The organism is Rhodoplanes sp. (assembly GCF_013377085.1).
GTDB lineage: Bacteria > Pseudomonadota > Alphaproteobacteria > Rhizobiales > Xanthobacteraceae > Rhodoplanes.
In genome coordinates this window covers 18,526-30,116 of record NZ_JACAAX010000039.1, presented here as the reverse complement: position 1 = coordinate 30,116, position 11,591 = coordinate 18,526, and the positions used below count along the sequence as shown (strand labels likewise).

The window sequence follows — 11,591 nt, the reverse complement described above, 5'->3', positions numbered from 1 at the left end:
AAGGCACGAAGGTGGAGCAACCGATGGCGTACTGGCTGGTGAAGTCCGAGCCCTCGACCTGGTCATGGGACGACCAGGTGAAGCGCGGCGCCAAGGGCGAGCCGTGGACCGGGGTGCGCAATCACACGGCCAAGCTCAACCTGATGAAGATGAAGGCCGGCGACCGCGCTTTCTTCTACCACTCGGTCGACGAGAAGCGGATCGTCGGCGTCGTGGACATCATCCGCGAGCACTATCCGGACCCGACCGCACAGCCGGGCGACCCGTGGGTGGTGGTGGATCTGAAGGCCGTCGAGCCGCTGAAGACGCCGGTGACGCTCGCCGCCATCAAGGCGGAGAAGAGCCTGGCCGAGATGGCGCTGCTGAAGCAGTCACGTCTGTCCGTGCAGCCCGTGACGGCGGCCGAGTGGAAGACGATCTGCAGGATGGGCGGCGTGAAGGCCTGATCGGCGGGACGCGCGCCTCACCGCCCCATGAAGCGCGCCCACGCCGCCTTCAGGTAGCTGGAGAACACCAGCACGGCGATGGTGATCACCACCACGGGCACCCAGAACAGCACCATGCCGAGGGCGACCAGAAGAATGGCGCCGACGATGACGCCCAGCACGATCAGGCCCATGGCGACGGCGAACGGGCCGGGCGGCTCGATCTTGGTGTAGTGGGTGCGGCCGTCCTGATCGACCGTGATGAACACGGTGCCGGAAAAGTCCTCCGGCCCGGCATTGTGCCCGGGTTGGGCGCCCGGGCGGCGCGGATCGGGCGCGCCCGGCGGGATGATCTCGGGCTCGGCGCGGGGACGCTCTGACCGGTTTTGGCGAAACTCGTCGGTTGGATGATCGCTCATGGCGTAAAAATGTGGTTGGCGCCCTGCGTCGCGCCAGTGGCGAAACGCCGCGCAACGGCAAAATACGGATACATCATCGCCCGATCCGTCGCTCACCACCAGCCATGACCTTCGTTATGCCCGATCAGTCGACACCCCGGACGGCCGCCCCGACAGCCGTCTGGCGCCCCATGGCCGAGGCCGACCTCGCCGCGGTCCTGGCCGTCGCGGCCGTGGTGCATCCCGATTTCCCCGAGGACGCCTGCGTGTTCGCCGAGCGGCTGCGGCTGTGGCCGGCCGGATGCTTCGTGCTGGCCGCGGCCGACGCGCCGACGCCGCTCGCCGGCTATGTGGTGAGCCATCCCTGGCGGGCCGGATCGCCGCCCGCCCTGAACAGTCTTTTGGGCACGCTGCCGGACGGCGCCGACACGGTCTACCTGCACGACCTCGCACTCATGCCCGCCGCGCGACAGAACGGCACCGGCGCCGCGATGGTCGACACGCTGGCGCGGCACGCCGGCGACGCCGGTTTCAAGACGATGTCGCTGGTCGCGGTCGGCAACTCGGCCGGCTTCTGGGGACGGCAGGGATTTTTGGCTATCGACGATCCGGCGCTGGCGGAGAAGCTGGCGAGCTATGGCGCAGCGGCGCGGTTCATGGTGCGGATGCTGTAGCGTTGTAGGGTGGGCAAAGGCGCGCAGCGCCGTGCCCACGCGACTATTCACCGAAGCATCCCGGGAGATCTGCGACGTCGCCGCCCCAGTCGAGAGGAAGGAGACCTTGATCGACCCAGCGATGAAAGCTGCTGTACGGCCAGTCGGCAACGGCGGAGACGTGGCCGTGCTTGACCGGGTTATAGTGGATGTAGTCGACATGCCGCGCGAAATCGGAGTCGTCGCGGATCGCGTGCTCCCAGAAGCGTCGCTGCCACAAGCCCTTCTCGCGTCTGGCGACCTTGCTGGCCGACCGACCGACCGCCGGCGAAAGCCCGCGCGAAAAGCCGATCTTGATCATCGCCCAGCGGGACGCGAAGTCGGCATCCCCTTCGGGAAGCGACCAGAGCGCATGCAGGTGGTCAGGCAGGATGCAAATCGCAATGGTCCCGAACGGCCGTCGCTCCTGGACCACGCGATAGGCTCGGCGTAACCGGTCGATGTGGCGCACAAGAAGGTCGGTCGAGCGATCCGCAAGCGCGACCGTGAAGAAGAACAAGCCGCCTTCGATCCTTGCGCGGCGATAGCGCGACATGGAGGACGCCCTGCATTGTCGTCCGCGTGGGCACGGCGCTGCGCGCCTTTGCCCACCCTACAATGGTTCTCCGCGCGACCCAGGGGGAGGCTAAAACGCGCCCGCTACTCCTCCGCCTCCGCCTTCGCCTCGACCCCGTACAGCACCTCGGGGCCGATGGTGCGGAGATCCGTCACGCCGGTGAGCATCATGGTGATCTCCAGCTCGCGGCGGATGATGTCGAGCGCCATGGTGCAGCCGCGCTCGCCGAAGGCCGCGAGCCCGTACAGCCAGGCGCGGCCGATGAGCACGCCGCGGGCGCCGAGCGCCAGCGCCTTCATCACGTCCTGCCCGGAGCGGATGCCGCCGTCGAACAGCACCTCCAGCCGGTCGCCGACGGCGCGGACGATCTCGGGCAGCACCGTGATGGTGGCCGGTGCGCCGTCGAGCTGGCGGCCGCCGTGATTGGAGACGACGATGGCGTCGGCCCCGATCTCCACCGCCTTTCGGGCGTCCTCGACATCGAGAATGCCCTTGAGCACCAGCTTGCCGGGCCATAGGTCGCGGATCCACGCCATGTCGGTCCAGGTCAGCGTCTGGTCGAAATGATTGGACGACCATTCGCCGGCGCCCATCAGGCCGACCCGGCCCTTCAGATAGGCCTCGATATTGCCGAAGGTCCGGCGCTTGCCGCGCAGCACGCCGAGCGCCCAGCGCGGCTTGGTGGCGACATCGAAGACGTTCCGCAGCGTGACGCGCGGCGGCACCGTCAGGCCGTTCTTCAAATCGGCGTGGCGTTGGCCGCGCAGCGGCAGGTCGACGGTGACGACCAGCACGGGGCATTCGGCCGCCCGCGCCCGCTCGATCATCGACCGGCTGAAGTCGCGGTCGCGCAGCACATAGAGCTGGAACCAGAACGGCGCCTGGGTGGCGGCCCGGACGTCCTCGATGGTGGCGATCGACATGGTCGACAGGCAGAACGGGATGCCGGCCTTTTCGGCGGCGCGGGCGCCGAGAATCTCGCCGTCGCCGTGCAGCAGGCCGGTGAGGCCGGTCGGCGCGATCGCCATCGGCATGGCGACGGGCCGGCCCAGAATCTCGCCCGCCATCGAGCGGCCCGAAGTGTCGACCAGCACGCGCTGGCGGAAGCGCAGCCGTGCCAGCTCGGCCGCATTGGCCTCTTTGGTGATCTCGTCGTAGGAGCCGCTGTCGACATAGCCGAACAGGGCGCGCGGAATTTTTCGCGACGCGACGGCGCGCAGATCGGCGATGCTGGTGATCGGCGTCATTGCCGGGCCCCCGCCCCCTCGGTCCGGCGGAGCCGGATCAGGCGAGGCTGCGGCGGTTCTTGAACTGGCCGGTCTTGCGGTAGCGCCACAGATAGGACGGCACGATCGCCGCCATGGTGCGCGCCTCGATGCCGAGCCCCGCGAGCGTGCGGTTTTCGCGCAAGGCGGACTCCGAGACCACGTTGTCGCTCTTCAGAAGCTCGGCCTGGTCGGGCGTCAGCGGCGGGTTGGGCAGGAACTTCAGGACGCCGCCCAACAGCCTGGCGGCCCAGAACGGCACCGGCAGCAAGAGGCGCCGACGCTGGGTGATGTCGAGCACCAGCCGCATCAGCTCCCTGAAGGTGGCGACGTCGGGTCCGCCGAGCTCGTAGACGGTGCCGCCCGGAACGTCGCCGGCGACCGCCTTGTGGACCGCGTCGGCGACGTCGCCGGCGAACACCGGCTGGAAACGGGTGTGGCCGCCGCCGATCAGCGGCAGGGCCGGGGCGATGCGGGCCATGGCGGCGAACTTGTTGAAGAAGGCGTCGTCGGGTCCAAAGATCACCGAGGGGCGCAGGATCACGGCGTCGGGCGCCGCATCGAGCACGGCCTGCTCGGCCCGGCCCTTGGTGCGGGCATAGAGGGCGGCGGCGTTCGGATCGGCCCCGATCGCCGAGACATGGATCAGCCGGGCGCCCTGCGCCGCGGCCGCGCGGGCGACATTGGCGGCGCCCTCGACATGCACGGCCTCGAAGGACTGCTTGCCGCGCTCGAACAGGACGCCGACCAGGTTGATCACCACGGCCGAGTCGCGCACCGCGGCGGCGACCGATTCGGCGTTGCGCAGGTTCGCCTGGACGGCGTGGATCTGCCCGACCCGGCCGAGCGGCTGCAGGTGGCCGGCGAGGTCCGGCCGGCGCACCGCGATGCGCATGCGGGCGATGTCGGGCGCCAGCGCCCGGACCACATGCCGGCCGAGAAAGCCGGAGCCGCCGAAAAGGGTGACGAGGGTGTCGGAGCTGGTCATCGCCATGGCCACGGGGTCCTGCGATTCGCGCGAAAAACCGCGCCGGGGCGGCGCGAACGGGCGTTCCGGCGGAATACAGGATGGCGGCGCGGCTGTACAGGGGAGGCGGCGCCTGACTCCCTCCGACGCCACCCGCCGGAGCCGGGATGCGCGCCGGCCCGGCGGCATCCGAGCCCGATCCGGGACCGTCGGAACCGGCCCGCCGCGGCCCGCCCGCATGACGCGATTGCGACGGCCGCGGCGCTCCCGGCGCCTGCGCCGTTGACAAGACAGAATCCGGACCCTTATGTGTGCGCCCTTGGGCCCAGGTGGCGGAATTGGTAGACGCGCTGGCTTCAGGTGCCAGTGGCTTAACGGCCGTGAAGGTTCGAGTCCTTTCCTGGGCACCAAGCCCAGCCCAAGCCCCTGATTTTCCCGACAGACGAGACGATTGCTGGCGCCCTGACGGGACGCGCGGAGCGCGGTCCGACGGATTCGGATGGTGGGCCGAGCCGGCCGCGGGTTTCTTTTCCGTCGTGTGTTTCGCCGCGACGCGCGTTGTCCTGCAGGAAAGCCGGGCGCGTCACGTCAAGGCGGATCACGGCCGCCCCGGCTGCGGCACGCAATTGAGTGCACTGTCACCGTAATTCCGTCGCCCCCGTCCGCGCCCCGCCGGGGGCGGCCGCAAGGCAAAGCGGCCGCGCCTTCCGACGCGGCCGCCTTCGCATTCGGCGCAGTCCCGGCTGCGGCTACATGTTCGCCGAGCGCCACCAGCTCGGGTGATCGCGCTGCAGCTCGGCGACGGTTGGCATCGGGTAGTGCGCGATGTCGCGCCCGTTGCCGATGTAAAAGCCGCCCTTGACCATCCGGTACGGGAACTCGAGCGAGTGCACGCGGTGGACGAGCTTGCTCTCCTTCGCGCCGGGCTCCAGCGTCAGCAGCGCTTCGCGCAAGTGGTGCATGAACGAGTACGGCAGGTCGCCCACGGCGCCGCCCTCGGGGTCGGTCGCGAGCGCGCCCAGCTGCAGCTCGACGAAGCACAGGCCCGGGAAGCGGATGAACTTCGGCGCCTTGCTCGTCACGCCCTCGTAGTAGCCGACCGGATCCTGGTTGCTGACGACGAGGCTGTTGACGGGCGCCAGATCCTGGTAAAAGTGCAGGCACCGCGGCCACTCGGTCGGGAGCGTGCCGCGGTCGAGGCCGATGGTCGCACCGTACGCGGTAGTGAGGTAGATCTTGCCGATGGCGCTCACAGGAATGTGTTCAAGCACGCGGTAGACCGACACGTAGACCGAGTTCTTCGGCGCACCGTCCGGATGCGGGACGCAGCGCGAGACTGCGGTGTCGATCTCGAAAAACGGATGCCGGAACGCGGGGTCGATCTCGAAGAAGATCTCCTGGCCCTTCGACTTGTACTTGTGGCCGGTCGCGTAGTACTGCCCGAACTTTTCCGGCGGGAGCATCGACGCGATCAGCGCTTCGGGAATCAAAGAGAAATAGAGATGCACCGCCATGACTGCCAATCCTCCCCGTTCATGAGGGCCGACGAACCGAGCGCGCACACGACGCGCCACGCCGGCAAGTGATCTGGATAATGCCACGACTGCGGACGAAGGCCGAACCTCTTGTGTCGATGGTAAATTCGGTTGTCAATCGGCGTTCAAATGGAGTGCGCCCCTCGAGCCGGACATTGTGACGGCGGACGATTGACCGGGGCGCCGGGCTTTCCAAGGATGGAAGCCCATGGCCAGACACCGTTCGCACAGCACCGCGTTCAAGCGCTACATCAACGGCGACGCATCGTTGGCGGGCGTTCGTCGCAGCGGCGGAACCTCTGGGTCCGTAACCGTCGGGAACCGGAGGTTTTGTTAAGACCGGGGCGGAACGGGTGCGGGTGCGCGGATTGAACCAGGACCCCTCGCGCTGCGGCACTCGACCGGTCCGAAAGAGTTGCTCCTTGTTAAGCCCTCAACTGCCGCCGAAGAGCATGTCCAGCAAGGCGTGCCTCAGGCAATTCCAACGTCCGGATCAGCTCGCGGTCGACCCCGAGAAGCTCGCCGGCGAGCGGGACCAGATCATCGGTTGGCAGGCCGCAGAATTACGGAATTACGGGAATTACGGGGAATTACGGTGACAGTGCACTAAATTTACGACGGCACGGAGTTCGCGACGTAGAGCGCATCGGAGTTAAGTGCACTGTCACTGTAATCTGTCACCGTAATTCCCGCAATTGAGTGCACTGTCACCGTAATTCCGGCAGGGCGGATTAGTTCAAGAAATCAGTGGCCTCGGCAGGTGCCCGCCCAGTCCTTTCCTGGGCACCAAGCCCAGCCCAAGCCCCTGATTTTCCCGACAGACGAGACGATTGCTGGCGCCCGACACCGGGGCCTCCACACGCGGCCAGACGGATTCGGATGGTGGGCTGAGCCGGCCGCGGGTTTCATTTTCGTCGTGTGTTTCGCCGCAACGTACGTTGTCCTGCAGGAAAGCCGGGCGCGGCTCACGTCAAGGCGGATCATGGCCGCCCCGGCTGAGGCACTCCACCCACATCGCGCCCGCCCAGGCATGTCGAACGTCCGCCGCAGACCATCGCACCGGCCATGGCGAGGCCGCCTGACGCCACGCGCGATCACGTCGTGCTGATCCGTCGATTTACTGTCGGGAAACGACGGCCGGGACGGTATCATGGATGGGCTTGCGGTCCATTATGACCGGCCACACCCCTTGCGAGACTGACCATGCCATACAACGCCGAGATCAGCCGGAACAATCCGGCCGCATTTATTTTCCTGCTCGACCAGTCGTCGTCGATGCGCGAGACCCTGCACGGGACCCGAAAGACATTGGCGAGCTTCCTGGCGAGCTGCGTCAACGAGGCTCTTCGCGAGCTCGTGAACCAGTGCACCCGCGGCGACGAGTCCGTTCGCGATTACTTCCATGTCGCCGCTCTCTGTTATTCCGACGGCGAGGTGAAGAGCGTCTGGAAAAACACGAGCGCCTGTTTCCAGCCGATCTCGCAGATCGCCGACGCGCCCGCCCGGCTGGAGGTCGTGACCTTCAAGTATCCGGACGAGTTCGGCATCACCCGGATCGAGCAGGTCGAATCCGAGGTCTGGTTCGAAGCGTCCGCCGTCGGCGACACCCCGATGGTGAAGGCCCTGGAGAAGACCCGCGACATCGTCGCGGCGTGGGTGAAGGATCATCCGGCGTCGTTTCCGCCGATCATCTTCCACGTGACCGACGGCGAGCCGACCGACGGCGATCCCGAGCCGGCCGCGATGGAGATCAAGCAGATCACGACCCGGGACGGCGCCTGCCTGCTGTTCAACCTCCATGTCAGCCGCGAGCCCGGCGAGGAGGTCGTCTTCCCGTCGGCCGAGGATCAGCTCCCGGGCGACTACGCCAAGAAGCTGTTCCGGATGTCGAGCGTGATCCCCGAGCCGCTGCGGCCGGCCGCGCAGGAGTCCTATCCGATCACGCCCGCCTCGCGGTTCTTCGGCTTCAAGGCGGGTGCGGAGACGATCACCAAGTTCTTCCAGATCGGCACGAGGCCGGCCAATGCGCCGGTGTTCCAGCCGCCGGCGGAGGCGACCTCGCCGGCACCGGTACCGGCCCCTGCTCCGGCAGCGGCACCGGTGGAGACCGCGCCGGCCTGATCGCGTGTTGCGCGACGATGCGGCGGCTTCGCGCCTGGAGCGTCCCGAAGCGGTTTGACGCGCCCTCGGAGAACGAGGACGCGTTCGCCGTCAATGCGGAGGCCACGTGTTTCGCCGTGTGCGACGGCGCGACCGAATCCTTCGCCTCGGGCCGATGGGCGCGCGGGCTCGCCACTTCGTTCGTCGGACATCCGCCTCTCGACGACGCCTTGCTGGCCGGCGCGCGGCACGATTACGAGCGATCCTTCGACCAGCGGAAGTGGCCGCCCTATCGCCGCAACGCCTATCGACGGGGAAGCTACGCCGCCTTCGCCGGACTGATGATCTGGCCCAGGGAACGCCTGTACGCCGTCCAGGCGATCGGCGATTCGATCTGCGTCCTTGCCGACGGACCGGACGTGGTGAGCTCGTTTCCGCTCGCCGACCCGCATCAGTTCAATCGACACCCCGTCCTGCTGTCGACCAACGACCACGCCAACGTCGTCGACGGGCTTCATCTCCTCCGGGGAGCGTCTGTCTGGAGCCTCGGCCGCTACGGGTTCCACCGGCGCGCGGCCTTCTATCTCATGACCGATGCGCTGGGCGCCTGGTTCCTGGCCGACCCGGCCGCCGCCATCGGCCGTCTGCAGGCGATCGAGACCGAGGCGACGTTCGCGGCGCTGGTGACCGAGCAGCGGGCGGCCGGACGTCTGCACCGGGACGACACCACGGTCATGATCGTCGACGTCGGATCGTGGCGATGAGCACCTGGCCGACCGCTAACGACTACTCGCTCGCCGTCGCGCGCCGAGCCTTCGTCGATCGGCACCTCGACGGCCTGAACTACCGGCGGATGAAGCGGGTCGCCCGGCCGGTGCTGTTCACCGGGAATTTCTCGGCGACCTTCGCACTCGAAGACCAGCACGGTGAGCCGAAGGCCCTGAAGCTGTTCACCCGCCACATCGCCGACCGCGGCCTGCGGTACGGCGCCATCGCCGAATTCCTCGGCCGGCTGGGACCGCGGAGCTTCGTCGGCTTCGCCTATCTCGAGACGGCCGTGGAGATCGAGCACGTCCGCTATCCGGGCCTGCTGATGGACTGGGCCCATGGCGCGACGCTCGACGCCTTCATCGTCCACAATCTCGAGACGCCGGAGGCGCTCCGCAAGGTCGCGCTGGAGCTGCTGGCCTTCGCGGATCTGACCGAGCAGCACGGCTTCGCCCATGGCGATCTCCAGCACGAGAACATCCGGATCTCGGATCGCCTGAGGCTCATCGACTACGATGGCATGTATGTCCCGGCGCTGGCGGGGCGCCCCGCGGCGGAGCACGGCCACCTGAACTATCAGCACCCGGGCCGGCGGCAGCAGGCCTTCGGGCCGACGATCGACCGCTTCCCGGCGATCGCCATCTATCTCTGCCTCTACACGGCGATCGTGGCGCCGCACCTGTACAGGTCCAATGTCGTCGAGAACGGCCTGCTGTTCAGCAAGGCGGATTTCGAGAACCCGACGCGCTCGGCGATCCTGTCGGCGCTGCGCCGGACCCGCGGGCTCGAGCGGGCCGCGCGGGCGTTTTCCGCCCTCTGCCAGGGCAGCGTCGACGCGATGCCGTCGCTGTCGGATTTCGCCGCGCGGACCGGCATCGACCTGCGCCGGCGGACGTCGCGGATCGGCGACCTCGCCCGGGCCCTGAGCGGGCTGTTCCGGTCGACGGCCTCGCCGGCGCGGACCGGACTCGCCGGCGAGGCCGCGGCGCCGCAGGGCATTCGGGTGCGGCGTCTCGACCCCTGGCGGCCGTTGGTGTGGGCCGCCGTCGTCGTCGCGCTCTATGCCGGCGTCGTCCATCTGCGGCCGGACGAGCCTGTGGCCCGGACGCCGGCGCCGGTTCCAGGACCCATCGCAATACCCGTGCCGGTGCCCGTGCCCGTGCCGGAACCGGTGCCGACCGTCGCCGCGCCCCGCGCGCCCGAGGGCCCGGTGGCGACCGATCCGGATCCGATGCACGCGGGTTCGGCGGATCGCGCCGAGCCGGCGCTGCGGATGTCGGAGCACGAGGCCGCCTGCGGCCGGTCGCCCGGCCTGTCCGGTCCCGACCCGGAGGGCGGGGGGGACCCGGGCTGCGGGTGCGCCGACATCGTCGCGCCGAGCTGGACGCCGCAATCCCGCCAGCCGGCCGAGGAAGGGCCGGCCCCGCGGGCGGCCGGGCGCTGCGCGGCGCCGGAGACCCGGGGAGCCGACAGATCGGGCACCGCGCCGCGCACCGAGCCGGCCGTTCCCCTGTCGAACGTCCCGATGCCGCGCCGCCGCCCGCTGCCGTAGGGCGCGCCGCATACCGATCGCAGCGGACAGAAATCGCAGCGGACTCAAAAAAAGACCCCCGTGGCCGATCATCAGATCGGCACGGGGGTCGGTCGGGGGGCATCCCGTCCGGTGCGACAGTCGTCGCACGTCGTCTTCGCATGTCCGCTGGAGCGGACCGGCCGCGGTGGCGGCCGGTCGTCGACCGCGCGACCGCGACTCAGGCTCTGGCGCGGACCGCTGACTCGCGGCCGCGGACGCCCTGAACCGGGGTCGTGACGGTGCGGGTCGACGGGACGCTGCGGGTTTCGCTGCGGGCCGCCTCGCTGCGGGTCGGCTCGGCTCGGCTCGGGCTCGCAGTCGGCGCGACCGTGCGAGCGGCGAAGCGGTCCGTGGGCTGGCGCCCTCGCACCGGGCTGACGACCGGGGTGACCGGGGCGCTGCGGGCGGCCACAGGGGCGGCGACGGTGCTGCGCGGGGCGACCGGGCTGACGACCGCACTGCGCGGCTCGACCCGGCTGGTGACGGCGCTGCGCGGTTCCACCCGGCTGCGCGGCTCGGCGCGGCTCGGCTCCGACGACCGCATGAACAGGCCCTGGACGGGTTGCGGCTCCGGGATGGTCGGGGCGACCCGGATCGGACGGGCGTAGCGGTCCTCGTTTGTGCGGGCGCGCACCGGGCTCACGACCGGGCTGACGACAGGCGCGACGGCGCGCACCGGCTCGGCGGTGCGGCGGGCCGGGGTCGCCGGGACGTCGTCGTTCGCCGGCTCGGCGATCGCGACCTCGTCGTGGTGGGTCAGCGATTCGACATAGTCGCCGGCGATCCGATAACCGACGAACCCGATCGCGGCAAAGACGAGAACGCTCGCGATCAGCAGCCGCTGCGATCCCTCGACCAAGGACGCATCAGCCGGCGTCGCCGCCATGGCGGCCGTGCTGCCGACCGCGATGGACACCAGGAGGACCGCACCGAGGGCGCGTGTCCAGAACGTCCGATCGAACCCGCGGATTGCCGACTCTGAGGGCATGGATCTGTCTCCATCTGTAAAACAATGACTACGGTACGGGCGACACCCGGATCATGAAAAGCTTTGATCGGGCGTGTGAACTTCTGACGAATCACATCAGAGATGATGACTAACACATTCCGCTGACATACTAAAATTCCAATGGTTAATGGATTATTAAAGCACGCCTCAGGGTGGTGGACGGCATGCCGCGCCGCAGCAAGGTGTGCGGCGCGTCGTCAGGCGAACTTGACGAGGCAAGTCAAGCGATAGCGACGGGACGTGTCGCCCGCATCCGTCACCCCCGCGTGCGGCGCAGCACTC

Annotated in this window: 11 protein-coding genes and 1 tRNA gene; 6 read left to right on the top strand and 6 right to left on the bottom strand. The window is 68.8% G+C overall.

Translation table 11 applies throughout. From position 1 onward, the window contains the following. Window positions 1-23 precede the first annotated feature (23 nt). Window positions 24-446 carry an EVE domain-containing protein gene (locus HXX10_RS22660; RefSeq protein WP_296525506.1) on the top strand — a complete coding sequence of 141 codons (423 nt, stop codon included), beginning with the start codon at window positions 24-26 and terminating at the stop codon, window positions 444-446. A gap of 17 nt (window positions 447-463) precedes the next feature. Here HXX10_RS22660 and HXX10_RS22655 read toward each other — a convergent pair whose 3' ends face one another. Next, entirely contained in the window at window positions 464-844 is a 381-nt protein-coding gene (locus HXX10_RS22655; RefSeq protein WP_296525504.1) for a hypothetical protein, read from the bottom strand. Between the two features lie 170 nt (window positions 845-1,014). Here HXX10_RS22655 and HXX10_RS22650 point away from each other — a divergent pair, with 170 nt between their 5' ends. Further along, a complete protein-coding gene (locus HXX10_RS22650) occupies window positions 1,015-1,497 on the top strand; it encodes a GNAT family N-acetyltransferase (protein WP_296525503.1) in 483 nt (160 codons plus the stop codon). Window positions 1,498-1,540: 43 nt separating this feature from the next. Here HXX10_RS22650 and HXX10_RS22645 read toward each other — a convergent pair whose 3' ends face one another. From HXX10_RS22645 to HXX10_RS22635, 3 genes are all read right to left on the bottom strand, one after another. Next, window positions 1,541-2,071 carry a transposase gene (locus HXX10_RS22645; RefSeq protein WP_296525501.1) on the bottom strand — a complete coding sequence of 177 codons (531 nt, stop codon included), beginning with the start codon at window positions 2,069-2,071 and terminating at the stop codon, window positions 1,541-1,543. A 104-nt stretch (window positions 2,072-2,175) separates the two neighbouring features. After that, on the bottom strand, window positions 2,176-3,339 hold the full coding sequence (locus HXX10_RS22640) for an alpha-hydroxy acid oxidase (RefSeq protein WP_296525499.1): 1,164 nt from the start codon (window positions 3,337-3,339) through the stop codon (window positions 2,176-2,178). 37 nt (window positions 3,340-3,376) lie between these two features. Then, window positions 3,377-4,345, bottom strand: a complete 969-nt coding sequence (locus HXX10_RS22635) for a complex I NDUFA9 subunit family protein (protein WP_296525561.1) — start codon at window positions 4,343-4,345, stop codon at window positions 3,377-3,379. A gap of 302 nt (window positions 4,346-4,647) precedes the next feature. On the opposite strand from HXX10_RS22635, the gene HXX10_RS22630 reads away from it, so the two are divergent. Beyond that, window positions 4,648-4,734, top strand: a tRNA-Leu gene (locus HXX10_RS22630). Between the two features lie 339 nt (window positions 4,735-5,073). Here the strand turns inward: HXX10_RS22630 and HXX10_RS22625 are convergent. Continuing rightward, window positions 5,074-5,838 (bottom strand): hypothetical protein, encoded by a 765-nt coding sequence (locus HXX10_RS22625; protein WP_296525496.1) that lies wholly within the window; start codon window positions 5,836-5,838, stop codon window positions 5,074-5,076. A 1,224-nt stretch (window positions 5,839-7,062) separates the two neighbouring features. Between HXX10_RS22625 and HXX10_RS22620 the strand changes: the two genes are divergently transcribed. Genes HXX10_RS22620 through HXX10_RS22610 form a run of 3 tightly spaced genes read left to right on the top strand, consistent with a single transcriptional unit; the run spans window position 7,063 to window position 10,279 of the window. Then, window positions 7,063-7,980 carry a vWA domain-containing protein gene (locus tag HXX10_RS22620; protein WP_296525494.1) on the top strand — a complete coding sequence of 306 codons (918 nt, stop codon included), beginning with the start codon at window positions 7,063-7,065 and terminating at the stop codon, window positions 7,978-7,980. 17 nt (window positions 7,981-7,997) lie between these two features. Further along, on the top strand, window positions 7,998-8,723 hold the full coding sequence (locus HXX10_RS22615; RefSeq protein ID WP_296525492.1) for a hypothetical protein: 726 nt from the start codon (window positions 7,998-8,000) through the stop codon (window positions 8,721-8,723). Continuing rightward, entirely contained in the window at window positions 8,720-10,279 is a 1,560-nt protein-coding gene (locus HXX10_RS22610; protein ID WP_296525491.1) for a hypothetical protein, read from the top strand. Before HXX10_RS22615 ends, HXX10_RS22610 begins: the two co-directional genes overlap by 4 nt. Window positions 10,280-10,478: 199 nt before the next feature. Here the strand turns inward: HXX10_RS22610 and HXX10_RS22605 are convergent, their stop codons facing one another. Further along, a complete protein-coding gene (locus HXX10_RS22605; RefSeq protein ID WP_296525489.1) occupies window positions 10,479-11,288 on the bottom strand; it encodes a hypothetical protein in 810 nt (269 codons plus the stop codon). Between the last annotated feature and the right edge of the window lie 303 nt (window positions 11,289-11,591).